This window comes from Dictyoglomus turgidum DSM 6724, from assembly GCF_000021645.1.
GTDB classification, from domain to species: domain Bacteria; phylum Dictyoglomota; class Dictyoglomia; order Dictyoglomales; family Dictyoglomaceae; genus Dictyoglomus; species Dictyoglomus turgidum.
The window spans coordinates 198471-222899 of sequence record NC_011661.1 but is presented as its reverse complement, the minus strand read 5'-3'; the positions used below and the strand labels follow the sequence as shown (position 1 = coordinate 222899).

Annotated in this window: 23 protein-coding genes; 8 read left to right on the top strand and 15 right to left on the bottom strand. The window is 34.8% G+C overall.

Annotation, left to right across the window (positions count from 1 at the left end; all coding sequences use genetic code 11):
* Positions 1 to 5 precede the first annotated feature (5 nt).
* Entirely contained in the window at positions 6 to 728 is a 723-nt protein-coding gene (locus DTUR_RS01110; RefSeq protein ID WP_012582638.1) for a sugar isomerase domain-containing protein, read from the top strand.
* Positions 729 to 1871, top strand: coding sequence for an N-acetylglucosamine-6-phosphate deacetylase (nagA, locus tag DTUR_RS01105; RefSeq protein WP_012582637.1), 1143 nt, complete (start codon positions 729 to 731; stop codon positions 1869 to 1871).
* 3 nt (positions 1872 to 1874) lie between these two features.
* Here the strand turns inward: nagA and DTUR_RS01100 are convergent, their stop codons facing one another.
* The 10 genes from DTUR_RS01100 to DTUR_RS01055 all read right to left on the bottom strand — a co-directional run bounded on the left by DTUR_RS01100 (position 1875) and on the right by DTUR_RS01055 (position 14805).
* Entirely contained in the window at positions 1875 to 3590 is a 1716-nt protein-coding gene (locus tag DTUR_RS01100) for a beta-N-acetylhexosaminidase (RefSeq protein ID WP_012582636.1), read from the bottom strand.
* Between the two features lie 53 nt (positions 3591 to 3643).
* The gene (locus tag DTUR_RS01095; RefSeq protein WP_012582635.1) at positions 3644 to 4687 is read right to left on the bottom strand and encodes a DUF362 domain-containing protein; all 1044 of its coding nucleotides are present in this window, start codon (positions 4685 to 4687) and stop codon (positions 3644 to 3646) included.
* A 7-nt stretch (positions 4688 to 4694) separates the two neighbouring features.
* The gene (locus tag DTUR_RS01090) at positions 4695 to 5093 is read right to left on the bottom strand and encodes a hypothetical protein (protein ID WP_012582634.1); all 399 of its coding nucleotides are present in this window, start codon (positions 5091 to 5093) and stop codon (positions 4695 to 4697) included.
* Between the two features lie 96 nt (positions 5094 to 5189).
* Positions 5190 to 7439 (bottom strand): glycoside hydrolase family 3 C-terminal domain-containing protein, encoded by a 2250-nt coding sequence (locus DTUR_RS01085; RefSeq protein WP_012582633.1) that lies wholly within the window; start codon positions 7437 to 7439, stop codon positions 5190 to 5192.
* An 84-nt stretch (positions 7440 to 7523) separates the two neighbouring features.
* The gene (locus DTUR_RS01080) at positions 7524 to 8348 is read right to left on the bottom strand and encodes an ABC transporter ATP-binding protein (RefSeq protein WP_012582632.1); all 825 of its coding nucleotides are present in this window, start codon (positions 8346 to 8348) and stop codon (positions 7524 to 7526) included.
* Between the two features lie 12 nt (positions 8349 to 8360).
* Entirely contained in the window at positions 8361 to 9356 is a 996-nt protein-coding gene (locus tag DTUR_RS01075; RefSeq protein ID WP_012582631.1) for an ABC transporter ATP-binding protein, read from the bottom strand.
* A 7-nt stretch (positions 9357 to 9363) separates the two neighbouring features.
* Positions 9364 to 10206: an ABC transporter permease gene (locus DTUR_RS01070; protein ID WP_012582630.1), complete on the bottom strand. Its 843-nt coding sequence runs from the start codon at positions 10204 to 10206 to the stop codon at positions 9364 to 9366.
* Between the two features lies 1 nt (position 10207).
* The gene (locus tag DTUR_RS01065; RefSeq protein ID WP_012582629.1) at positions 10208 to 11239 is read right to left on the bottom strand and encodes an ABC transporter permease; all 1032 of its coding nucleotides are present in this window, start codon (positions 11237 to 11239) and stop codon (positions 10208 to 10210) included.
* A gap of 128 nt (positions 11240 to 11367) precedes the next feature.
* Positions 11368 to 13197 carry an ABC transporter substrate-binding protein gene (locus DTUR_RS01060; RefSeq protein ID WP_012582628.1) on the bottom strand — a complete coding sequence of 610 codons (1830 nt, stop codon included), beginning with the start codon at positions 13195 to 13197 and terminating at the stop codon, positions 11368 to 11370.
* Positions 13198 to 13362: 165 nt separating this feature from the next.
* Positions 13363 to 14805 carry a hypothetical protein gene (locus DTUR_RS01055; RefSeq protein ID WP_012582627.1) on the bottom strand — a complete coding sequence of 481 codons (1443 nt, stop codon included), beginning with the start codon at positions 14803 to 14805 and terminating at the stop codon, positions 13363 to 13365.
* Between the two features lie 102 nt (positions 14806 to 14907).
* On the opposite strand from DTUR_RS01055, the gene DTUR_RS01050 reads away from it, so the two are divergent.
* Positions 14908 to 16113 (top strand): NADP-dependent isocitrate dehydrogenase, encoded by a 1206-nt coding sequence (locus DTUR_RS01050; protein ID WP_012582626.1) that lies wholly within the window; start codon positions 14908 to 14910, stop codon positions 16111 to 16113.
* Here the strand turns inward: DTUR_RS01050 and DTUR_RS01045 are convergent.
* Genes DTUR_RS01045 through DTUR_RS01025 form a run of 5 tightly spaced genes read right to left on the bottom strand, consistent with a single transcriptional unit; the run spans position 16102 to position 20072 of the window.
* Positions 16102 to 16743, bottom strand: coding sequence for an HAD family hydrolase (locus tag DTUR_RS01045; RefSeq protein WP_012582625.1), 642 nt, complete (start codon positions 16741 to 16743; stop codon positions 16102 to 16104). The two genes, DTUR_RS01050 and DTUR_RS01045, sit on opposite strands and share 12 nt — an antisense overlap.
* A 4-nt stretch (positions 16744 to 16747) precedes the next feature.
* Complete coding sequence (locus DTUR_RS01040) at positions 16748 to 18145, bottom strand: HD-GYP domain-containing protein (protein ID WP_012582624.1); 1398 nt, start codon at positions 18143 to 18145, stop codon at positions 16748 to 16750.
* Between the two features lie 7 nt (positions 18146 to 18152).
* Positions 18153 to 18971 carry a ParB/RepB/Spo0J family partition protein gene (locus DTUR_RS01035; RefSeq protein WP_012582623.1) on the bottom strand — a complete coding sequence of 273 codons (819 nt, stop codon included), beginning with the start codon at positions 18969 to 18971 and terminating at the stop codon, positions 18153 to 18155.
* Positions 18943 to 19737: a ParA family protein gene (locus DTUR_RS01030; protein WP_012582622.1), complete on the bottom strand. Its 795-nt coding sequence runs from the start codon at positions 19735 to 19737 to the stop codon at positions 18943 to 18945. Before DTUR_RS01030 ends, DTUR_RS01035 begins: the two co-directional genes overlap by 29 nt.
* Before the next feature lie 35 nt (positions 19738 to 19772).
* On the bottom strand, positions 19773 to 20072 hold the full coding sequence (locus DTUR_RS01025; RefSeq protein WP_012582621.1) for a methyltransferase: 300 nt from the start codon (positions 20070 to 20072) through the stop codon (positions 19773 to 19775).
* A gap of 51 nt (positions 20073 to 20123) precedes the next feature.
* Between DTUR_RS01025 and DTUR_RS01020 the strand changes: the two genes are divergently transcribed.
* The 5 genes from DTUR_RS01020 (at position 20124) to DTUR_RS01000 (ending at position 24429) form a co-directional block, all read left to right on the top strand.
* Positions 20124 to 21464 carry an MFS transporter gene (locus DTUR_RS01020; RefSeq protein ID WP_012582620.1) on the top strand — a complete coding sequence of 447 codons (1341 nt, stop codon included), beginning with the start codon at positions 20124 to 20126 and terminating at the stop codon, positions 21462 to 21464.
* A 125-nt stretch (positions 21465 to 21589) separates the two neighbouring features.
* Positions 21590 to 21985 carry a hypothetical protein gene (locus DTUR_RS01015; RefSeq protein ID WP_164930942.1) on the top strand — a complete coding sequence of 132 codons (396 nt, stop codon included), beginning with the start codon at positions 21590 to 21592 and terminating at the stop codon, positions 21983 to 21985.
* 61 nt (positions 21986 to 22046) lie between these two features.
* Entirely contained in the window at positions 22047 to 23075 is a 1029-nt protein-coding gene (pstS, locus tag DTUR_RS01010) for a phosphate ABC transporter substrate-binding protein PstS (RefSeq protein WP_012582618.1), read from the top strand.
* A 75-nt stretch (positions 23076 to 23150) separates the two neighbouring features.
* Positions 23151 to 23807 carry a DNA/RNA nuclease SfsA gene (gene sfsA / locus DTUR_RS01005; RefSeq protein ID WP_012582617.1) on the top strand — a complete coding sequence of 219 codons (657 nt, stop codon included), beginning with the start codon at positions 23151 to 23153 and terminating at the stop codon, positions 23805 to 23807.
* Entirely contained in the window at positions 23794 to 24429 is a 636-nt protein-coding gene (locus DTUR_RS01000; protein WP_012582616.1) for an N-glycosylase/DNA lyase, read from the top strand. Before sfsA ends, DTUR_RS01000 begins: the two co-directional genes overlap by 14 nt.

Genomic DNA, 24429 nt, shown 5'->3' with positions numbered 1-24429 from the left:
ATTCTATGAGATACCTAAAGAGTATGATAGTGCTCTTAGAAGAGCTGGAAAAGGAAGAAGAAAGTTTTCATAAGGTGATAGATAAAACTGTTGATGTTATTAGGAATGGAGGAATAATACATATTTTGGGTTATGGACACTATAATGCTATACCTATGGAGTTATTTTTTAAACCTGGAGTTTTATCTTGCATAAATCCTATTTTAGATATTTCCACTTTATATCCTGAAAATATTTATAAGGCTAATTATCTTGAAAAGATTGAAGACTATGGAAAAAACTTGATATCTAACGAGAATATAAAGGAAAGTGATATTCTCTATATAATTTCTTATACTGGAAGGGATTTTATTGCCATTGATGCTTGTCTTGAGGCAAAGAAAAAGGGGATTTTTACTATTGGATTTATTAATAGGGAGAATTCAATAAAACCTTCAAAGCATTCCTCTAAGAAAAATTTAAAGGATCTTGTGGATCTTGCTGTTTTACTTCCTGGTCCTTCCGATGAACTTTTACTGTCTTTAAAGGAAAATAAGGATGTGAGAGTGGGGAATTTGGGAGTTTTACTCCCTCTTTTGGTAATCAATGATATTCTTGTTGAGGTAATTTACAAAATTGAGGAGATAGGTATCATCCCTCCTGTTTTTAGGCTTCCTATCAATGAGAAAAATAAGGAGATTAATAAGAAGTTAATAGACATTTATAAAGAAAAAATTAGGGGGTTTTAAATGGGAGTAAATATTTTGGGAAAAATAATATTAAAGGATAGAATTTTTGAAGATGGAGTTTTGAAGATTGAAAATGGAAAGATAGTTTATATTGGGGAAAAAAAAGAAAGTAAGATAGATAATATAGATTATGACTTTAGTGATTTTTACATCTCTCCTGGTTTTATTGATATTCATATCCATGGAGCTTTTGGAGGAGATTTTTTGGATTGTGAGTATGAAGAGATAGAAAAAATAGCTATTTTTTTAGCATCAAAAGGAGTGGTAGGATTTCTTCCTACCATAGTGACCGCTCCTATAAAGGATATGAGAGAGGCTGTTAAAAAGTTAGAGAAGTACATAAGGAATCAGAAAAATGGTGGGAAGGCTTTGGGGATACACTTAGAAGGTCCTTTTTTGAACTCTAAATATAAAGGAGCCCAACCTGAAGAGTATATTATAAAGCCCGATATTAATATTTTAGAGAAACTATACTCTCCTTATTTGAGAGTTATGACCATTGCTCCTGAGATAGATGATGAATTTAAAGTAATAAAATATCTTAAAGAAAGAAATGTGATTGTTTCTGCAGGTCATACTGATGCCTCCTATGATTTAATGAGAGATGCAGCTTTAAATGGAGTTTCTCATATTACTCATCTTTTTAATGGTATGAGACCTCTTCATCATAGGGAACCTGGAATTGTCGGCTACGCCCTGGTTAATGACCATGTGAGCGTGGAGGTTATTGCTGATGGTTATCATTTGTCTGATGTGATTTTAAAAATGGTAGTTAAATTGAAGCCGAGGTATAAAGTTTTGCTTATTACAGATGCTATAATGGCCACAGGACTTGAAGATGGAGAGTATAGACTTTCAAATCAAAGGGTGATTGTTAAGAATGGAAGGGCAGTTCTTGAGTCTGGTTCTCTTGCGGGAAGTACCCTTACTATGGATAAAGCGATAAGAAATATTATACAGATGGCTGGAGTAAATATTATAGATGCTGTTTATATGGCTTCCTATTCTCCTGCAAGGCTTCTTGGATTGGAGAATAGGAAAGGTAGTATAGAGGTAGGAAAGGATGCTGATATTACTGTTTTTGATGAAGGTTTTAATATAAAAATGACTATGGTGGAGGGGAAGAAGGTCTTCTCCCCCTAAATTTTAATAGATTTCTAAGTCTGCTCTTCCTCCTGCCCCATAGATTTTATTGATTACCTTTTCAAGATTCTCCTTCTTTCTTTCAGAAAGCCAAAGCTCTGCATACTTATTGCCAAAACTTATAAAATCAGAAAATTTTAATCTTCCCTTAACTCTATTTAGGGAGATCTTTAGCATATCTCTTATAAGGGATAAATCTTCAGGTAGATTTACATGAGAGACGGCATTCAAAACCTCTTCATATTTATCCTTTAGTTTTTCCTTATTAGAAAGAAGACTTGTTATTCCCAAGTAATAGTCAGCCCAAAAATCTCCAGTGGATTTTCTTTCTTTGTCTTTTAATATTTCAGTAGCATATCTATATATTTGATCTCCAAGAAACACATGCTTAATGGTTTCTGCTATATCATTTTGCCCTAAAGTTTTTCTTACTTCAAGAACTTCTTTATCTTCTCTTTTCAGTGCAAGCCATTTTTCTTCCCAATTTCCATTACCCTCTGCGATCTCCATGGTGGCAAGGATAAGAGGATCTAAGAAGGAGTATAAACATTCTGCTCCATCATCTCCCCAAGAAGTAAGTAGAAAACCAAGAAGTTTCTCTTTTCTTGCAGGGATCAAGAAGTTAGTAATATTGGTAAGAGCAATGTCAAAGTTAGGATAAAATCTATTCCAATTGGAAAGTCCTGGACATGCAAGCTCTTTTTCTTTTCTCTTTCCAAACATATTTATTTTATTTTGGAAATGGTCTTGAGGAAGGTGAGTATAATCCCAATTTGCTATTACCGTTTCATCCCAAATATTACTTTCTAAAACAATTCTCCATCTTTCTTTTTCCTCTTCTCTTAAATACATACCTGTTAGCATATCTCCCCATACCATAGGGATTTTTCCACTCTCTTTCACCTTATAGATTAAATTTCTGTGATACATCTCAAAAAGCTCTGGTCCCTTGAATATTCCTTCTTTGTCAAGACTTCTTCCTCTTCCAAGTGCCCAGGTTTCATCGCCACCTATATGGACATATTTTGATGGGAAAAAGTTTATTACTTCTTCTAAGAGTTCATAGGTAAATTTTCTTGCCTCATCATTGGATACATCTATACAGCCTTCATCGGGTCTGTGCCATTCACTAAATTTCATAAAATTAGGGAGTACTAATATATTTTCCATATGTCCACAGAGCTCAAGGGAAGGAAATACTTCTATGTTTAACCTTCTTCCATAGTTAATGATTTCTCTTATTTCCTCTTCTGTAAGTCTTCCCCTTAGGGCCCCTATCTCAGGATATTTTTTCCAAGGAAAGAGATCTTCAAAATAAATGGCGAAGTAGTTGTATTTTAGAATAAAAAGCCACTTTAAGATTCTTTTGAATTCTCTTAAGTGAGGAACTCCACCCCTGGCAATATCTAAATGATAGCCACGAAATTTAAAGGAAAATTCTTCTTCTATTATTACCTTAGGAAGCTTGTTGGGATTTTGCATTAGAAGTTGAAGAATAGTAGCATAAGCTATATTTTCGTCTCCCCATATTATTACCTCATCTTCTTTGATTTCTATTCCATTTCCTTTTTTTTCAATTTTTCTTATTCTTAAGCTTCCTTTAGGGATGTGAAATTCTTGAGATAAAAATTCTGGAAAGTTTTCAAAGCCCTTAAACTCAAGCCATTTTCCCATAAATTCTAACCTTTTTGGCTCCGGAACAATAAATATTTTTTCCATAATCTGCCATAGACCCCCTTTAAATAGTAATCTTAGTTTACTATTATAGCATGTTATTTTATTCTTATCAGTAATTTTTCTCTATCCACATTAGAAGTCTTCAAATTGATTAAATCAGGATTGTTTATTCCTATACCGAGTTCTATGGCTCTTTTTATCTGAGGATGTTCCCACATATTTTTATTCTGAATTTCTTGGGTAGTACCAAGAAGTTTCAATAGGGATAAGCCTGTAATATCACAAGCAATTCTATCAGTGGATGCTATAACCATTCCTAATTCCCTTTCTTCTCCTTTTGCAGGTCCTCCTCTTACAAATACCTTGGAGGCATCAAGTATATTTAGGGAGGGACTAAAGGCAATATTTAATTCTCCAATCATCTCTTTTAGGTATCTTGAACTGTGCATTATTACCCTATCTTGTCTATGTATGAAACCCACGAAGTTTTTTAAGGACATGGTAAAATCTGCTATAGAATGAGTCTTTACTACTGCTACATTTATGATATGATCTACTTCTTTCACAATCTTAGGTATTCTGAAACCTCTATCCCAGTATTTTAATACCTCAGGTTTTACCCAAATCCATTCCATATTATCCAAAGCATAAACTTCTACTCCTGCTCTTTGGGCTACTTTAAGTATTCCTGTGGCTTCCATATTTTTCAAAGTGTTGGGCCAGGGAATGCCTGATGAGTCTGCAACAATGATCCTTTTTGCTCCTTTTTCTTTTACCATTTCAATTACTTCTGCCAAAACTTCCGGATTTGTAGTCCCTGGATATGGATCATTGGAATTTACATTTGGTTTAATTAAAACAGTGTCTCCTGGTTTTATAAAATTCATTCCTCCACAAAGCTCTATTGCTTTCTTAACTGATTTTCTTATATTCTCCTCCTTAGCAACTCCCACATCCACAATTTGGGGTATCTTTCTCTCTTGATTTATAACTTCAATGCTATTTTGGGCTACATAAATTGGATTATTAGGGATTTTAAATATGGATTCTTGTTTTAAGTTTTCTTGTTTTGACAGGCTCTGGGAAAGTAAAAAAAGAGTACCTAAACCTATAGTGAGGTATTTCTTTCTATTTCCCATAAAAAATTTATCCCCCCTCTTTTACTTTTTTTAATAAGAACTCTGCAAATTCCTCATAAGGTTTTATATCTTTGCTGTTTATAGAGATTCCAATCTGTAAATTTTTCCCATGTATTATGAGAAAGGTAGGTCTCCAGAGAAGATATATGAGAAGAGAGATAAAGGAAAGGAGATAAAGTCTTCCCATAAGGAAGGCAAGGAAAAGAAAAGAGAAGATTTTATCGCCCTTTTGGGTGATTTCTATACCCTCTATTTCTCTAAGAAGAAGGTAAGTTTTTCTTTCCTCAAAAAAGACTTTTCTTTTCTCTACAAGGACGTCTCCTTCTATTTCTAAGGTGCTTTCTCCTATGAGAAGGTCCGATGGGAGAGATAACCAAACTGTTGCAGGTCTTCCTATAACTTTCATTTTTATACCCCCTACTTGGAAATTTAATAAAAAAGGAGGAGAAGTTTTTAATACTCCTCCTCCCTTATTATATCAATTTTAAATTAAGGCTTAATTTTAGCTATTAAGTTCTCTCAGTAGGTTTTCTACTATTTCTGGTGTGATTTTTCCTTGACCAAAGTGAATAAGGCTTCGAAGAGGCATGTATTTCATCATCTCTGCAAAGTTCATGATTGCTTCTTCCGATGAAAAGGCAGGAAAGGCACTTGCAAACTGCTGTAGTATATCCTTAAACTTCTCCCATGCTATAGGGTCCCTCATAATATCCCCAATAGTAGAATTAATATGGTAAGTTCTCTTTATCTTTGTGGTAGACTTAACAAATACTTTATCCCTTAGCACAATATCCCTTGATGACTTCCCAATTAATATCTCAAAATCTCCATCCTCCACATACCAATCCTTTATGTCTATGTTATAGAAGGCAAAAGCCCTCTTATCAAGATAAAACACTACTTCCTTTTCTTCTCCTGGCTCAAGCTCTACCTTCTCAAATCCCTTTAGCTCCTTCTCAGGCCTTATATAGCTACTTTCCACATCCCTCACATATAACTGCACTACTTCTTTACCTTTTACCTTCCCCGTATTCTTTACCTTCACACTTACCTTAAGTACTTCATCATCTCTCATCTCTTTCTTGTCAAGCTTTAAGTCTGAATACTCAAAGGTAGTATAGGAAAGACCATATCCAAAGGGAAACAATACTTCCATCTCCTTCTTATCATAATACCTATATCCTACAAATATCCCTTCCCTGTACTCTACTCGGTCATCCTCCCCTGGGAAGAATAAGTAAGACGGATTATCACTTAGCTTCTTTGGAAAGGTCTCTGGAAGCTTTCCAGAAGGACTTACTACTCCAAAAAGAACATCTGCAACTGCTCCTCCCCAGGCTTGTCCTCCTCTGTAGGTCTCAAGGATTGCCTTTGGCTTCTCTAACCATGGCATCTCTATAGGTGCTCCATTGCTAAGTACCACCACAAGATTTTCATTTACCTTTGAGATTTCTTCTATTAGCCTATTGTGGCTTTCAGGCATCTTCATGTGAGGCCTGTCAAAGCCTTCCGATTCGTATCTTTCGGGAAGTCCTGCAAAAATTACCACCACATCCGCTACCTTTGCAACCTCTTTTGCCTCCTCTATAAGTCTTTCATCTACCTCATCCTTTTCTATATGATATCCATCGGCATAAAGAATCTCTGCCTTTCCTTCTACCATCTTTCTTATCTCTTCTACTGCATCATCTACCATGGTTGGATTTACATGGGCACTTCCTCCTCCTTGTATTTGAGGGTTCTTAGCAAAGGCTCCTATTAATGCAATCTTTCCTTCTTTTTTCAGTGGAAGAATGTCCCCTTCATTTTTGAGAAGCACAAAACATTCCCTTGCAATCTCTCTTGCAATTTTATGATGAGTTTCCTTGTCATAGGTGGCATTTTCTTTTTTGTTTTCTATTGCCTTGAATACAATCCTAAGAATTCTTTCTACAGCCCTATCAAGAACCTCCTCAGGAATTTTTCCACTTTTTACTGCCTCAATGATCTTTTTGTCTCCATATCCACCATCATAAGGCATTTGAAGATCAAGTCCTGCAGAAAGTCCCATTACCCTATCATTTACTGCTCCCCAATCGGATACTACAAATCCTTCAAATCCCCATTCTTCTTTCAATACCTTTGTGAGAAGAAATTCATTCTCTGATGCATAAGTCCCATTTACTCTATTGTATGAGCACATAACGGTCCATGGTTTTGCCTCTTTTACTGCCCTCTCAAAGGCAGAAAGATAAATCTCTCTCAAGGTTCTCTCGTCAATGATGGCATTTACAGTAAGCCTTCTATGTTCTTGGTTGTTTGCTGCAAAATGTTTAAGAGAAGTTCCTACTCCCTCACTTTGTACTCCCTTAATAAAATGGGCTGCAAGTTCTCCTGCAAGGAGTGGATCTTCAGAGTAGTATTCAAAGTTTCTTCCACAAAGGGGAGATCTTTTTATGTTAACTCCAGGTCCAAGGAGTATTTGTACATTTTCAGCCTGGCATTCTTCGCCAATAGCCTTTCCCATCTTCTCAGCAAGGGATTTATCCCAGGATGCTGCAATAGTTACAGCAGTAGGGAAGCATGTAGCAGGAACAGTCTTACTAAACATGGTTTCTTCTTTTCTAAGTCCATGAGGACCATCCGACATTCTTATAGATGGTATTCCAAGTCTTTCAATGGGTTTTGTATGCCAAAAGTCAAGCCCAGAACAAAGGCTTGCCTTTTCCTCAAGGGTCATTTGAGATATGAGCTTTTTTATATCCACACTCATTAGTTTACCTCCTTAACTAATAATTGTAATAAAAAGGGGAGAGAATTTTTATTGATCTCTCCCCTTTTTAAATTCTTAGAGATTTTATACTCTTGTTTCAAGTTCTCCAATATCTTCCCATTTTTTGTAGAGGGTTGGAATACTTCCAATGAGATTTTTTGTGTAATCGTGTTTAGGATTAGATATTATATCATCAGGAGTTCCTTCTTCTACAATTTCTCCTTTATACATTATGAATATTCTGTTTGAAATATAGTAGGCAAGTCCCATATCGTGGGTGATGAATATAATGGAAGTTCCTGTCTCATCTCTTAGATTTTCAAATAGTTTTATTATACCACCACGAGTGGATGCATCTATCATAGATACAGGCTCGTCTGCTATGATTAGAGATGGTTTTAAGAGCCAACATCTTGCAATCATTATTCTCTGTTTTTCTCCACCGGAAAGTTGATGGGGATATTTTCCAAGGATATTTTTAGGTTCTAATCCTACATGGATTAAGGCTTCTTCAATTAGTTCTTTTGATTTTGGATTGTTAGGATCTACGTCTATAAGTCTTAAAGCTTGGTGTAGTATTCTATCAATGGGATAAAATTGATTATAACTTGCAAAGGGATCTTGGAATACTGCGTGTACTTTTCTGTAGTAATTTTTCTTATCTTCTACTGTTTTTATGTCTTTCCATACGTTTATACCTTCTACAATAATGTCTCCTGATGTTGGTTTTTCAAGTCTTAGTATCATTTTAGCAGTGGTAGTTTTTCCAGAACCACTTTCTCCTACAAGGGATACAATTTCTCCCCTTTCTACAGAGAAGTTTATACTTTTTACAGCGTGAATTTGTCTTCTTACAAATAAACCAACTTCATATATTTTGTTTAAGTTTTTGACCTCTAAAAGTGCCATCTTTTTCTCACCTCATTTATTAAATAAGAAACATGCTACTTCTCTATTGGTATCTATCTTCTTAAGAGCAGGTTCCTGCTCTTCACAAATAGGCATCTTATATGGACATCTGGTATGGAATCTACATCCATGAGGAGGATTGGCAAGGTCTGGTGGTGTTCCAGGAATATACGATATTCCACGTTTTTTTACTTCAGGCTCAGGAGTTACTACCGAAAGTAGTAATCCTTTTGTGTAGGGATGTAATGGATCTTTTATGATATCATCTACTGAGCTATTTTCAACAATTTTTCCAGCATACATAACTACCATTCTTGTGGCAATCTGTCTTACCGTGGCAATATCATGGGTAATAAAGACAATGGATTCTACAATTTCTCTTTTTCTTAATTGTTCCAATGTTTTTAGAACCAGTTTTTGGTTTGCCACATCTAAGGCTGAAGTAGGCTCGTCACATATTAAAAGTCTTGGGTTTAGTAATGTTGCAATGGCTATTACTGCTCTCTGTCTCATTCCCCCCGAAAGCTCAAAGGGGTATCTATATATGTCATTAGGGCTTATTCCTACATCGGTAAATCTTTGTTTTGCTCTTTCTACAATCTCCTCCTCGTTAAGGGCTCTTTCAAAATGGTCTTTAACTAAGTCCGATATAAAATCTCTTATCTTTTTAGTTGGCATAAGGGCATTCATTGCAGCTTGGGGAACTATGGAGGTCTCTCTTCCCCAGACGATTTTTTGAAGTTCTTGTCTTGGCATTTTGTTTAGCTCTAAGAAATCTGCTCCTGCATTTAAGGTGACTTTTCCATCAATAAAAGTTAATGGTTTTTTTATGTTCATGATCATAACATTAGAAAGGGTGGATTTTCCAGAACCACTTTCCCCTACAATGCCCACCACTTCCCCTTTATATACGTTTAATGTGACCCCATCTACCGCTTTTACATAGGTATCTCCTCTTGCATAATAGGCTTTTACATTGTCTAAATTGATTATTAAAGTGCCTTTCATATTTTTATCACCTCTCTCTCAGTTTTGGATTGAATACTTCATCCATTGCTGTGGTAATGATTAGAAGAGAGGAAGTGAGAGCAACTATGATAACTCCTGGTGGGATAAACCACCACCAAAGTCCTCTCCTTATTGCTTCCATTAGGACAGCCCATTGGAGAACTATACCAAGGGTTACTCCCTTTGTAGGACCTAATCCAATAAGGCTTAATCCTGCTTCTCCCAAAATCCCACCATTGATAAAGAGAATAAATGCCATAAAGGTATAGGTTGCAATTGCAGGAATCAAATCCTCTATTGCGAGTCTAAAGTCTCCATACCCTGCAAGTCTTGAGAGATAGACATACTCTCTATTTATTAAACTCATAAGTTGGGCACGTATGGCTCTTGCAAACCAAGGCCAAGAGAGTATTCCCAGTATGACAGCAATAACTTCTAAACTTCTTATGTTTAAATAACTTGCAATTAAAATAGCAAGGAGAATACTTGGTATTGTTAAAACTATATTTGTTAAACCCATTAAAATATCATCAATAATACCGCCTTTAATAGCAGAGAATGTTCCTACAAGAAGTCCTATACTCATAGAAATTATAGCTACTAAAAATCCTATGTATAGGGATGATCTAGTTCCATTTAGAACCTTTGCTAATAGATCTCCACCATAGGTATCGGTTCCTAAGGGGTACTGCTTACTTGGAGGTTGTTCTGGTATTCCTGCAAAGGATGTTGGATCTTTTGGGTAAACAATTGGACCTAATATAGCCATTAAAACAATTAATAAGAAAATAGTCGCTCCCACAATAAATTTTGGACTTTTAAATAATGGTCTTATCATTTGTTTCCACATTTTAGCTTCCCTCTCCTTGTCCTAATCTTATTCTTGGATCCACAATGGCATACACAAAGTCCACAATAAAGTTAGCCAAGTATATAGCTACAATTAAGATTACAAAAATCGCTTGAATTAACGTGTAATCAAGGGTACTTAATGCTCTAAAAAGGATATATCCTGTTCCGGGATAGTTAAAAATAAGTTCAGTTATCAGGGCACCACCAAGAGCAGATCCTAAATTTAGAGCTAAACCAGTAATTTGAGGTAGTAATATATTTCTAAAGACATATTTGAATACAGTGTTATCCCTCATTCCTAAATTTACTGCAAACACCGTATAATCCGCATCTAATTCGTATATAACCAAAAGTCTTGTTCCAATCGCCCAGCCCCCAATAGCTGCAATCACTATGGAAAGAAAGGGGAGAATGTAATGATAAAGCACATCTAAGATAAAAGTTAGAGAAAGATTTGGTATTAGTCCTTGAGAGTATCCCCCTTGATTGGGGAAAATCTTTAGCTTAACAGCAAGGGTATAAATTAAGAGCATTCCTAACCAGTAATAAGGAATTTGACTTATAACAAGGGAAGAATTAAGCACAATATTGTCAATCCAGGTTCCTCTCTTGTTTCCAGCAATAGCACCAAGGGTATTCCCAATAATCCAAGCGGTTAATGTGGCGGGTATTAATAAAAATAAGGTCCATGGAATAAAGGGAGCTAAGACATCAATACACTTTTTAGGATAATAGTGAATAGACGTTCCTAGATCTCCCTTAAAAAGACGTCCTAAAAAATTTAGATATTGAATATGAATGGGTTTGTTAAAACCAAATTCTTCCATCATAGTTTTTTGTACATTTGACATGGTCTCTGGATTACTTGCTCCCTGTACTGCTATACGCTGGAGGATAACCGCTAATGGATTTCCTGGAATGGCTCTTGGCAAGATAAATATTATGGTAATTGCCACAAAGTATGTGAGTATTAGGAAGAAGAGCCTTCGTCCTATGTACTTTAAAAAAGGTTTCATAGCTGTTTTCGGCATTTACTCTTAAGCCTCCTTTATCTTGCTTTATATTTTAACTAAATAACCCCCCGGATTTTTCCGGGGGGTTTATATTCTGATTCTCGGTTAGGACCTTAGAGCATGGCCCATAAAGTTCTCCTTTAAATTTATTTTGCCTTTGCTAATGCATTGAGGACGTCGTTGGTTGGTATAAGGAGACCGCCTTTTGCTTTGAACTCTACCCAAGCTGGCACCTTAGGTGTTTGTCCTTTTGGAGCTATGCCAAAGAGTATTGGTAGTGCCATGTTGCTCCAAGGAGCAGCTGGGTACCACCATGGTCTGCTTTCGTTGGGCCATCCAGTCCATACAGTTTCGTTGTATTCATACCAGTGAGCTCCATAGAAGAGTGGAATTGCTGGGAGATCTCTGTAGATTATTCTTTGTAATTGATAGAATAATGTCTTCTTGACCTTTGGATCAAGGGTTGCAGCAATCTTATCTAAGAGTTTGCCAACCTCTGGATTGTTATATCTTTCAAAGTTACCATACTGATCTTGACCAAATGGTTTGTAAAGGGCTGGATCTAATACTAATCTGTAGACGTTCCATGGATGATCAAAACCAGGGCCTGCAGACCATCCAAGGATGAAGTCAAAGGTTCCTTGAGTCCATCTGGTCCACCATACAGAGAAGTCTGGGAATTCGGTCTTTACGTCGAGCCCAATTTCTCTCATGTTTGCTGCCATCATTTCACACATCATCATCCAGTCGGTCCATCCATTTGGAACTTGAATAGTGAAAGTACCCATTCTCTTTCCATCTGGACTGATTCTTATACCATCTTTTCCTCTCTTATATCCAGCCTTGTCAAGTATTTCATTTGCTTTCTTAAGATCTGTCTTAGGTTTTCCATCGGGAGAACCCCATACATATTTTGCATAAGCTTGATCAATGTATTCTCTGTATGCTTCAAAGTCGTCTATTACCATTGATGGATGAGCTTGGTTACCATAGCCAAAGTATGCTTTATCAAGCATCTCTTTATATGGTATTGCATAAGCTATAGCTTTTCTCACTGCAGGATCCTTGAGTAATGGATTGTAGTAGCTGATGTAGAGAAGATCAAGACCATCTGGCATGTAGTATGGTTTGTTCTTGAACCAAGTTCCAATGGGGAGCTTCTTCTGAGTCCAGAGGGAACTTACATCGGGTATAAAGACTCCTGCCCAGTCAGCATTTCCTTTCTCAAAGTCTAAGTTTGCTACAGCATTATCTCTATAAATTACATTAGCAATGTATTTAGGAACAGGAAGCCCAAATACTGCTTTGCCCCACCAATCATCAATTCTTCCATATACTACAATGTTGGGATCTGTGTAGTAGAGTTTATATGGTCCAGAAACTACCTGTTTTGCAGGATCATTGTTCTGGAAATCTTTTACTGCTTGTACGCCTTGCTTTAATAGAGGCTCATAAACATGTTTTGGAACAATCCTTGTAGTGAAGGCATATCCTAAGAAAGAGGCATAGTTTTGTGCATCTGGTCTCATTACAAATTCTACTGTCTTATTGTCTACTGCTCTTACTGTTTGGATGTAATCCCACCATCCATTACCAGGTCCAAATCCTACCTCTTTTGTGCAGTTGAAGGTGAACACTACATCATCAGCAGTAATTGGAGTACCATCGCTCCATTTTGCAATATCTCTGATTTTTACTCTTAGTGTTCTCTTATTCACTGCTGTGAAGGATTCGGCAAGTACTGGTAGCCATCCATCTTTCATATTGCTGTAGATGAAAAGTGGCATGTACAAGAAATGCTCAGTACCATAGGTGGAAGAAGGTGCATATAAACTGTAGGTGGTTGCAGACCAAAGTGCTCCAACGGTATAAACTGTTTCATTACGTGGTAAAGAAACCTGACCTAATGTGGAAGGTACAAGTAGAAGGGTCAAAAGTAAAACTGTTAAAAACACCCCTAAAACTTTACCCCTCATTTTTACACCTCCTATTTTGGGGTAAATTTATATCTGGACCATGCTCCAGGTCCTTTCGTGTAAAAAATAATATCATAAGGAAACAATTTTGTAAAGGGGGTAATTTCATTTTGAAATTATTAAAATTTTTTAATAACTTTATGCAAAAAATTATTAAAATATTGGCTACACCTGAGGAACATCTGTGAAAATGAGTTCCTTTAAATCCACACTTTCTTTAAAGTAGTAAAAAGGATCTTCATAAATATTGAAGTTGTCCTTAGGAAAAATAAATATATTTGTTCCATGATTAGGTACATAAAAGAGGGCAAAATAAGGTAATTTTTTTCTTTCTTCCCAGATTTCCACTGCTTTTTTCATGGCATACTTACTCATTTCTTGCATGAGATCTACACCACATCCCACAGGAGGATACTCTCTTATATCTATAGGTATATAAAAAAATTTTGAGGAAGGATTTAAAATCTTATATCCTCTATGTAAATGAACCACTCCTATTATGGGTAGGTAATCAAGTTTTTCTTTCATCTCCAAAAGGGGCAGAGTAAATTCCTCTGCTTCTACAGATGGACCAATGGTTTCTTCCTTTTCTTTTTTAAATACTCCAACCTTACCGTTTTTTAAGGGAATGATAGGTGCTAAATCTTTATAGGATAAGTTACTTTTTACTGTACCGTATTTTCCAGAGCAGGTGACTATAAATATCCCATTCATGAAGTTTAACTCTTTAGGAGGTTTTATTTCGGGCTCAAAAGCCATAAAGGCTCCTTCTGCTTGTCTTGAATAATTCACAAGCCTAACGATGAGTTTTGCAAGATTTTCATCTTTTACTAAATTTCTTATTTCTACAGGTTCAGAAAGTAATTTCTTTTCACCCAGAAATTTACCAAGATTTATCATGCTATTTACAATTTTAGATTTTTTCCATACATCTTCCTTTATTTCCCAATCTATTTCCTCATAACCCCCTACTTCTTTACAAGATCCAAAAACCATAAGTCTTTTTGCCAGATCTTCTATCCTTAAGGATGGATGTCCTCCCTCTAAGGTTCCTAATATAACTTTATTCTCAGATATATTTTCCCCTTTATATGGAACAATAATATTTTTAAAAGCTCCTAATTTTGCCATGAGAAATCTTATAAGTTGAACTTTTGTATTTGAAGATAGACTATGGATATTTATATTGTCCTCAATAAATACAAGATTAATAAAATTGGGATGAAGTTCAGGGTATATCTCTAAATTTTTGCATACCTTCCTTCCAATACTAATAGCAAAGGGAGGATTTACTTCTGGAAGGGATTCTTTTAGGATTTCATTATCTTCAGGAAGCTTGTTGTTTTTTAATACCTCTTCTATCTTAGAATCTAATTTTCCTAAAAACACTGGATTTATTATTATCGCATAATTGTTTTTTACTTTCTTATCTTGCTCTTTTTTCCACAGGATTACCTCACAATTATGCTCTTTAAATTCTTGAACCAAAATTTCATAAATATAATCTTTTAAGTTTTCAATAGATTTGTCCATATTTTTGTTAACCTTTTGAATTTCTTTTAAGAGTATTAAAGTAGGGTATTTAAGCCACCAGAATTCTTTCTTCATTTTCTTCCTCCCTCACATTTTTTAATTTATTATAATACGTTGTCTTAAGTTATTTATTAGGTTATTATTTAAAAAGTTAGAAAGAGAAAGGGAGGGATAAATGTGGGAAAGATTAAAGTAAAAAATCCTATTGTAGAACTTGATGGGGATGAAATGGCAAGAGTAATGTGGAAATGGATTAAAGAAGAGCTCATTTTTCCTTATTTAGACATTCCTATTAAATATTTTGATTTGGGAATCCAAAACCGAGATGCCACTTCTGACATGGTAACCCTTGAAGCGGCAAAAGCCATAAAAGAGTACAAAGTAGGGGTAAAGTGTGCTACCATTACGCCAGATCAGGAAAGGGTAAAAGAGTATAACTTAAAAAAAGCATGGAAAAGTCCTAATGCTACTATAAGAGCGTATTTAGATGGAACGGTATTTAGAAAACCTATTATTGTGAAAAATATTCCTCCTTATGTGAAGACATGGAAGAAGCCGGTAATAATAGGAAGGCATGCTTATGGAGATATATACAATGCTTTTGAATATAGGGTTGAAGAGCCTGCAGAAATTGAAGTTATTGTTAAAAATTCTGAAGTTAAAGAATTTAAGGTTCATACCTTTGATGGGAAAGGAATATTTATGGTTCTTCATAATACTGAAAAGTCTATAAGGAGTTTTGCAAAATCCTGCATAAATTATGCTCTTTCTGAAAAAGTAGATCTCTGGTTTTCTGCCAAGGATACTATATCAAAGATTTATCATGGATATTTTAAAGAAATATTCCAAGAAGAAGTAGAAAGAAGAAAAGAAGATTTTGAAAAGGCTGGAATAAATTATAGATATTTCCTTATTGATGATGCTGTGGCTCAGATATTGAAATCAGAAGGTGGGATGCTCTGGGCATGTATGAATTACGAGGGAGACGTAATGTCCGATATGATTGCTGCAGGGTTTGGAAGTCTTGGACTTATGACTTCTGTATTAGTCTCTCCTGAGGGAGAATATGAGTTTGAGGCTGCCCATGGCACTGTAAGAAGACATTACTACGAATACTTAAAGGGAAACAAAACTTCTACAAATCCTACCGCATCCATATTTGCTTGGACAGGAGGTATAAGGAAGAGAGGAGAATTAGACGGTACTCCTGAAGTAGTCAATTTTGCAAATAAATTGGAAGAAGCAACTATTAAAACCATAGAAAGTGGTATTATGACTAAGGATCTACAACCTCAAGCATATCCTCCTGTAGATAGATACTATTATACCGAGGATTTTATTAAGGCAGTAAAAGAAAGATTGGAATTTTTATTAAAGGAATAAATCTTTCCAAAACTTTAATAATTCAAAGAGATTGTTAAAGAGAAAGTTTGGATTAGAAGAGACAAGTTTTTCTTTTTGGGTGAAGGGGGAGAGAACTCCAATGGTTAGAATGTTGAGTTTTTTACTCATCTCTATATCCTCTTTTGTATCTCCTACATATATTACTTCCAAAGGTGAAAGGCTTAATTTTTTTAGTATTTTTAGAAGAGGTAAGGGATCTGGTTTTGGCTTTTCGGAATCTTCCCAAGTAATCCACCCATCTATATATTCTTCAGGATTGAGATAAGGTTTTTCTCTCTCTATATCTTCTTTAGTACTTGCGGTGACCACTCCTATTTTAAGGTTCAGTTTTTTTAAAAAGGTTAAATTTTCTACCGCTCCTTCTCTCCACTTTACCAGAGAATAATCAAAATAATCCTTCCATAGTAGATCTATTTCTTTCCAATATTTCTCTGGAATATTATGTTTTCTGTATATATCATACCAGTTTGGAGAAAATTTCTCTCTATACTCCTCTTCGGATATGATAAACCCGAATTTTTTAAAAATTTCTTTTGTGGCCTTTATACAAGCTGGAAATGAGTCTACAAGAGTTCCATCCCAATCAAAAATTATACCTTTAAGTTCCATGTTTTTATATTATATTTGCAAAAACTTCCACTAAATTTGGATCGAACTGTATACCAGCAAATTTTTTTAGTTCCTCAATGGTTTCTTCTTTTGTTTTTGCTCTTTTATATGGTCTTCCCGAGATCATCACTTCATAAGCGTCGACTATGGCAAAGATTCTTGAGACCAGAGGTATCTCTTCTTTCTTTAAACCTCTTGGATATCCTTCTCCATTCCACCATTCATGGTGAGTAAGAATGTATTCTGCAATAGGAGCAAGTTCATAAGAGGTTTCAGCAATTCTATAGCCCACTTCAGGATGGGTTTTTACTTTTTTAAATTCATCCTCAGTGAGTTTTTCTGGTTTTCTCATAATTTCTTTTGGAATTGCTATTTCTCCTATATCATGAAAGTAGGAAAGAAATATTAGAGCTTCTCTTTCTATATCGGATAGGGTAAGGATGTCTGCCATTTTGGAGACCAATTCTTTTATTTTGTTTTCATGACTTTCACTTTCAAAGGTATTTTCCCATAAGAGATTTTTGAGGGATTTGAGGACAGAATCTCTAAAGGTTTTTCCTTCTATTAATTTGTTTCTGTACATTCTATCTTCGGCTCTTTTAAGTACTTCTAACATTTTCTCGTCTTTTTCTTCCTTGGTAGCATGTCCAAGGGCAATACTTAGAGGTATAGGATGTTTTTTATCTATTTCTTGATTATATTTTTCACAGTTTTCTTTTATCCTTTCACAAATTCTTTCTACGACATCTCTAGGAGTTTTAGGAAAGATTATGACAAATTCATCTCCTCCCCATCTTGCGATAATGTCTTCTTTTCTACAAGATTTTTTCAAGATCTCTGCCACTGATTTTAATAGTTTGTCTCCCTCCTCGTGTCCAAAGGCGTCATTTACGAGCTTTAAGCCATTAAGATCTCCCATTACAATACTTATAGGAAGTTGTCTTTGAGTATCAAGCCTTTTTAGTTCTTCCTCAAAGAAGGCTCTATTGTAAAGCCCTGTAAGTTTATCATGAAAGGTAAGATATTGAATTTCTGCTTCAAAGATTTTCTTTTCTGTAATTTCTTGTGTTATTTCTATAGCACCAATAACCTTGTTTTTCTCATTTAAAATGGGATAAGACTTTATATGCCATACCCTTCCGTCGGGAGTAGTGACTTCTCCTTCAGAGACTTCTTTGGTCTCCATAGATCTTATTACGGGGCAGTTTATACATGGAGTGTCTCTATAGTGCCAGAGCTTATAGCATTTTTTATCTGTAATGTTTTTGAGATCTAAGTCTAGGGAGATTTGGGCTGATTTATTAGCATAGACTATATTCATGTCTTTATCCAATACTATAACCATTTCTTTTAAGGTATCAAGAATTAATGTTTCAATTAATTTTTCATTTAATTCTTTCATACTTTTATCACTCCAAAAATTTCCTAATAATCTCTTCTAAGTGCTCTAAACTTTTATACTCTATAGTAATTTTACCTTTATTAGGGCTTTTAGGCTGAATTTTTACTCTGGTGCCTAAATATTGCTCCAGTTTTTCCTCAAGAGATCTTATCTCAGGAATTTCTATTTCATTCCTAATTTTTCTTTTTTTTACAAGGTCTTCGATTTCTCTTACAGATAGTTTTTCCCTTATTATTTTTTGGGCTAAAAGTTTTTGCATATTAGGGTCTTCTATTCCAAGTAGAGTTCTTGCGTGACCATAGGTTAAATTGCCTCTTCTTACCTCTTCTTGTATTTCAGGGGGAAGCTGAAGGAGTCTTAAAAAATTTGCTACTTCAGACCTACTTATAGAAAGTCTTTGGGCAAGCTCTTCTTGAGTTACATTAAAGGTCTCAATATAGTATTGGAATGCTTTTGCTTTTTCAATGGGATTTAAATCTTCTCTTTGGAGATTTTCAGTAAGAGCTATGTCCCAGGCTGATTGATCATCTATTTCTTTAATGATTACAGGGATTTCCTTTAATCCTGCAGTTTTTGCAGCATGGTATCTACGTTCTCCAGCTACTATTTCGTAATAATCTCCTTTAGGTCTTACTAATATGGGTTGTAGAAGCCCTAACTGTTTTATTGATTCTACTAACTCCTGAAGGGTTTCTGGATTTAAAGTTTCTCTTGGTTGGTTTGGATTGGGAACTATTTTATCTATAGGTATTTTTTCTATAAGTTTTTCTTCCTCTCCTATTAGGGCTTCAAGTCCTCTACCTAAGCCCTTCTTTTGAGAAGACACGTTGTATCACCTCTTTTGTGATTTCTCTATAAGCTTCTGCTCCTGAGGAATCTGGAGCATATTCAAAAATAGATTGGGAGTAACTTGGAGCCTCACTCAATCTTACATTTCTAGGAATAAGAGTTTTAAAAACTTTATCTTTAAAGTATTTCTGTGCTTCTTCTATAACTTGTTGGGCAAGGGTGGTACGGCTATACATGGTAAGAAGAACGCCAAGGATTTCTAAGTTTTGATTTAAATTTTTCCTTATCAAGTTTATGGTTTTTAATAGTTGACTGATTCCTTCTAAGGCATAATATTCACATTGAAGAGGAATAAGGACATAGTCTGAAGCAACTAAGGAATTAACTGTTAAGAGTCCTAAGGATGGGGGAGAGTCAATAAGTATTATGTCAAAATTTTCTTTTATTTTATCTAGGATTTCTTTCAGTTTTAATTCTCTAAAAAGCATAGATACTAATTCAATCTCTGCACCTGCAAGGTCTATATTTGAAGGAATAATAAATAAATTTTCCCTTACCTTATTTTTTCCATCTCCTAAGGAATAAATTACTTTTTCTATAGAAACCTCTTCAATAAGAGCTGAATAAAGATTAGGCTTTTGATTTTTAAGATTAGATATACCACTCGTAGTATTCCCTTGAGGATCAGCATCTACCAAAAGAATTTTCATCCCCTGTTCAGCTAAAGAGTAACCTAAATTTATTACTGTAGTAGTCTTACCTACACCACCCTTTTGATTGGCTACGCTTATTATTTTACTCATTGCTCTCTTTTGTAATGTTTCACGTGAAACAATTTTTAAAGTTCTTTTTTCATCTCCTCTACTTCTTTTTCGCCCTTTTTATAGAAGTTTTCCTCTTCCTTATCAAGCTCTTTTAATAAAGTTAAGAATTCTCCGGCGTGTACTTTTTCTTCATTAGCAATATCATAGAGCACTTTCTTGGCAAGGGGATCGTTAGTGGCTTCCGCTATCTCTTCATATAATTGGATAGCTTCATATTCTGCAGCAACAAATAATCTTATAGCTCTTATTAATTCCTCTTTACTAATCTTTCTTCCCACACCTAAAACCGAATAAGGAGTACCAAATTCAGGCATTCTTAAACCTCCCCTTGAAAAATTTTAGTTCTTATTATAGCATATAAAGCTATGATTGGGAATTCAGAAAGCAAAAGAGAAATTGTCATATCTGTATTAATAGCATCTTTTTTGACAAGTTTTATAGGCTCTGCTATAAACATAGCCATCCCTGTGATGGGAAAGGAATTTAAGCTTAACAATGTGGCTCTTACCTGGTTAAACACTTCTTTTCAACTTTCTGCTGCAACTTTTCTTCTTACTTTTGGGAAACTTGCTGATATAAAAGGTAGAAGAGAATTATATTATTTAGGAATTTTCATCTTTGCTTTTGGGGTTTTTCTCTCTATTTTTTCTATGAGTTACTCCTTTTTACTTTTGTCCAGGATTATTCAAGGTATAGGCAGTTCTATTATATTTGCCACATCTTCAGCTATATTAACTTCTCTTTATCCTCAAAGAAGGGGCTATATCCTTGGGATATATACCACATTAGTTTACTTAGGATTATCCTTTGGACCTATTTTAGGAGGTTTTCTAACCCAGTACGTAGGTTGGAAAGGTATTTTTGTTTTTACTTTGATATTAAGTATACTTAGTATGATTTTAGGATTGTTTTATAGGGAAAGGGAGTCAAAAAGGGAAGAAAAGTTAGATATATGGGGGACAATCCTCTTTTCCTCTTTTGTTTTTTTATTTCTTTTTGGAACAGCGCAAATTTTAAAACCTATGGGGATCATTAGTACTATAGCTGGAATTATTATTCTCCTTTTGTTTTATTTTTTAGAAAGAAAAGTCAAAGATCCTTTAATTGATGTAGAGCTTCTTATAAATAATAAAAATTTTACTTTTGCCAATATTACTGCTCTTATAAATTATGCCTCTACTTTCGGGGTTTCTTTTCTTTTGAGTCTTTATCTTCAGAATATAAAGGGGATTTCTCCAAGGGATGCAGGATTGTTTCTTATATTTCAACCTTTGACTCAAGCCTTATTTTCTTCCTGGGCTGGAAGACTTTCTGATAAGAAGAGACCAGAGATTTTAGCTTCTACAGGAATGTTTATTATTGGTATTTTTCTTTTTCTTCTTTCAAAACTTAGTCCTCGGAGTCCTATTTTCTTAATACCTATTTATGGTACATTTTTAGGCTTTGGTTTTGCTTTATTTTCATCTCCTAATACTAATATCGTTATGGGGTCTGTAGATAAGAAAGATTATGGTTTTGCTTCTTCTTTTCTTGCCACTATGAGGGTTATAGGACAAAGTTTAAGTATGGTTATGGTGAGTTTAATTTTTTCTTTAAATAATGACTTGATGAATTCTTATGGGACTCTTATGATAATATATGGAATTTTGTGTTTTGTAGGGGTTTTTCTATCTATAAAGAGACATGAGGTTCGTAAAACTTTTTAGCTTTTTGATTGTTTTCTTATTTCTTGGAAACTATATTCTTTCTTTTGATGAAAAAGAATTAGCCCTCAATATAAGGTTGGTTTTATGATTTTTAAAGAAAATTCTATGAGCGATTTTTTTATGCTGTGTTTTGGGACTTTGACATTGAGCATATGTATGATTTAGAGCATGTCTGGGTTTATATAAAAGGAAATTGGCATGGAAAGTATAGAAATTTTGAAGAGTTTCAAGTAATTGATGGACATCCTGTAATTTATGCTCAGCCAGGAAAGCATAGTTTTGCTTCTGTAAAAGAATATTTTAACGGAGATTTATTTAATTACTTGAGAACCATAATTTCTTGTAAATTTTTTGCAGGGAAGAGTGGGATTCTACAAAAAGGATACAATATAGAATTGAAAAGAGGAGATGAAGAGTTTAAGAAAGAAATCCCAGAAAGAATAAGTTATCTTTTAACCAATATAAGGGAAAATTTTAATTTTCCCTTAACCTATTCTTATAGCAATTTAATCATACATTAAATGTCCTTTAAGATTTGTGTTTTATGATTTAGAATGAAAAAAAATTCAGGAGGTGTAAATCATGAAAAAATGGTTCTTAATCCTTATGATCCTTCTTATCTCATCGGGAGCCTTTGGACAACAGGTAGTCATTAATGGCGCTGGTGCTACTTTTCCATATCCTCTTTATTCTCGATGGTTTTACGAATTTGAAAAAGAGACAGGTATAAAGATAAATTATCAGTCGGTGGGTAGTGGGGCTGGAATTCAACAGGCAAAAGCTGGTACTGTGGATTTTGGAGCCAGTGATGCTCCTCTTCCTGGAAAAGAACAAGAGGAATCAAAACTTGTTATGATACCAACTGTAGCAGGGAGTATTGCCATTGTATATAATCTACCTAACGTGGAAAAGGGTTTAAAGTTAACAAGGGAGCTTATTGCAGATATATATCTTGGAAAAGTTAAAAGATGGGATGATCCAAAGATAAAGGCTTTTAACAAAGATATTAATCTTCCTAATATTCCTATAGTGGTGGCAAGAAGGTCCGATGGAAGTGGAACTACCGCTATTTTTACCAACTTTTTATCTGCAGTAAGCCCTGAATGGAAAGAAAAGGTAGGAGCTGGTACCTCGGTAAACTGGCCTGTAGGAATCGGGGGAAAGGGTAATGAAGGAGTTGCTGGAATAGTTAAGAATACTATTGGAGCCATAGGTTATGTAGAGTTTGCTTATGCTGTTCAAAACAATTTAAACTATGCTCAAATAAAGAATAAATATGGAACCTTTGTCTATCCATCCATAGAGACTGTTAAATATGCAGCATCTTTCTTTAAATTACCCGAAGATTTTGCAGTTTATATAGTGGATGCGCCAGGCAAGAATAGCTATCCTATAGCAGGATATACCTTTTTACTCCTTAAGAGAGAGTATCAAGATTTAGAAAAAGCAAAGGCAATTATAAAGTTTATCACATGGGCTTATGAGAAAGGTGATAAATATGCTGAGGAGCTCCTTTATGTTCCTCTTCCTGATAATGTGAAAAAATTGGCTCTAAAGAAGTTAGAGCTTATAACCTATAAAGGTAAAAAAGTGGTAGATCTTTTGAAATAGTTGAATTGCAATAGGTTTAGAATCTTCTTTGGGAGGGTATGTCCCTCCCTTTTATTTTTGATATAATTTTTTACTATGATTTTTGAGAGGTTAGAAAAAGCGAAGGTTATAAAAAGGGAGAAAAGATTTAGATTATATGTAGATTATCAGGGAAAAGAATTACTCACATATCTTCCCAATTCAGGAAGGCTTCAGGATATCGTATATCCTTCTGCTACAGTGTATGTAAAGAGGAGAGAGGATAAGAAAAGAAAAACCCTTTATGAAGCAGTATTAGGAGTCCAAAATGGAGTACTGGTTTCTTTGAATGCAAGTCTTGCTAATAAAATTTTTGAAGAGAATCTTTTTCGTTTTCCTGTAAAAGTAAAAGAGTTGAAAAGAGAATTTAATTATCATGGGAAAAGATATGATTTTTTAATAAATAGTAAAATCCTTGTGGAAGTAAAATCAGTTACCTTAGTCAAGAATGGAGTAGGAATGTTTCCTGATGCTCCCACAAAAAGAGGCTCAGAACATTTAGAATTTATGAAAGATTGGATCTTTGAGAAATGGGTGATATTTGTGATCCAAAGAGAGGATGTAAGATTGTTTAAGCCTAATAAAGATCTTGATGAGAGGTTTTATCAGGCCACTCAGGTTCTTAAGAGAAGTGGTGGAGTGTTTTTTGCCTTTACCTGTTATGTGAGTGAATTTGGTATAGATTTTAAGGAGTTTGTAGATGTCCAAATATAAATCTGCTTTGGAGAAGATAAAAAGTATAGAGGAAATTGCTTATCCTGTTGTAGAGAAAAGAATAAGAGAGTTTGAGGCACTTGGAAAGTATGGGGACGAGTTGGATCTTTTCTCGGAGCTTTCTTTTTGTGTTCTTACAGCTAACTGGTCTGCTCAAGGAGGAATCAAGGCTCAAAATATTATAGGCAAGGTAAATTTTGCCCAATTATCCTTAGAAAAGTTAGTAGAAAAGTTAAAAGAAGTGGGGCATAGATATCCTATTACTAGGGCAAAATTTATTGTGGAAAATAGAAAGCTTATTGGTAGTTTAAGAAACATATGGAGAAAGCCAAGTATAGAGGCGAGAGAGATATTGATAAGAGAGGCAAAGGGTATAGGGTGGAAGGAGGCAAGCCATTTTTTAAGGAATACAGGGAAATTGGATGTAGCTATTCTGGATAAGCATATATTAAGATTTCTTTTTAACGAAGGAATAATTAATGAAATACCTAAGAGCTGGACCTGGAAAAAGTATGAAAATATCGAGAAAGAATTTACTGAGCTTTCTTCTCTTTTAGGAAAGACTCCTGGTGAGACCGATCTTTATATATGGTATTTATTAAAAGGTAAAGTTGAAAAATAG

Coding starts and splice junctions, on each gene's coding strand:
- DTUR_RS01095 (WP_012582635.1), bottom strand. CDS start 4,687: ATGGGAAATAGAAAGAAATACCTCACTATAGGTTTAGGTACTCTTTTT.
- DTUR_RS01085 (WP_012582633.1), bottom strand. CDS start 7,439: ATGAGTGTGGATATAAAAAAGCTCATATCTCAAATGACCCTTGAGGAA.
- DTUR_RS01020 (WP_012582620.1), top strand. CDS start 20,124: ATGATTGGGAATTCAGAAAGCAAAAGAGAAATTGTCATATCTGTATTA.
- pstS (WP_012582618.1), top strand. CDS start 22,047: ATGAAAAAATGGTTCTTAATCCTTATGATCCTTCTTATCTCATCGGGA.
- DTUR_RS01075 (WP_012582631.1), bottom strand. CDS start 9,356: ATGAAAGGCACTTTAATAATCAATTTAGACAATGTAAAAGCCTATTAT.
- DTUR_RS01000 (WP_012582616.1), top strand. CDS start 23,794: ATGTCCAAATATAAATCTGCTTTGGAGAAGATAAAAAGTATAGAGGAA.
- sfsA (WP_012582617.1), top strand. CDS start 23,151: ATGATTTTTGAGAGGTTAGAAAAAGCGAAGGTTATAAAAAGGGAGAAA.
- DTUR_RS01060 (WP_012582628.1), bottom strand. CDS start 13,197: ATGAGGGGTAAAGTTTTAGGGGTGTTTTTAACAGTTTTACTTTTGACC.
- DTUR_RS01090 (WP_012582634.1), bottom strand. CDS start 5,093: ATGAAAGTTATAGGAAGACCTGCAACAGTTTGGTTATCTCTCCCATCG.
- DTUR_RS01045 (WP_012582625.1), bottom strand. CDS start 16,743: ATGGAACTTAAAGGTATAATTTTTGATTGGGATGGAACTCTTGTAGAC.
- DTUR_RS01055 (WP_012582627.1), bottom strand. CDS start 14,805: ATGAAGAAAGAATTCTGGTGGCTTAAATACCCTACTTTAATACTCTTA.
- DTUR_RS01100 (WP_012582636.1), bottom strand. CDS start 3,590: ATGGAAAAAATATTTATTGTTCCGGAGCCAAAAAGGTTAGAATTTATG.
- nagA (WP_012582637.1), top strand. CDS start 729: ATGGGAGTAAATATTTTGGGAAAAATAATATTAAAGGATAGAATTTTT.
- DTUR_RS01080 (WP_012582632.1), bottom strand. CDS start 8,348: ATGGCACTTTTAGAGGTCAAAAACTTAAACAAAATATATGAAGTTGGT.
- DTUR_RS01025 (WP_012582621.1), bottom strand. CDS start 20,072: ATGCCTGAATTTGGTACTCCTTATTCGGTTTTAGGTGTGGGAAGAAAG.
- DTUR_RS01040 (WP_012582624.1), bottom strand. CDS start 18,145: ATGAAAGAATTAAATGAAAAATTAATTGAAACATTAATTCTTGATACC.
- DTUR_RS01110 (WP_012582638.1), top strand. CDS start 6: ATGAGATACCTAAAGAGTATGATAGTGCTCTTAGAAGAGCTGGAAAAG.
- DTUR_RS01070 (WP_012582630.1), bottom strand. CDS start 10,206: ATGTGGAAACAAATGATAAGACCATTATTTAAAAGTCCAAAATTTATT.
- DTUR_RS01030 (WP_012582622.1), bottom strand. CDS start 19,737: ATGAGTAAAATAATAAGCGTAGCCAATCAAAAGGGTGGTGTAGGTAAG.
- DTUR_RS01065 (WP_012582629.1), bottom strand. CDS start 11,239: ATGCCGAAAACAGCTATGAAACCTTTTTTAAAGTACATAGGACGAAGG.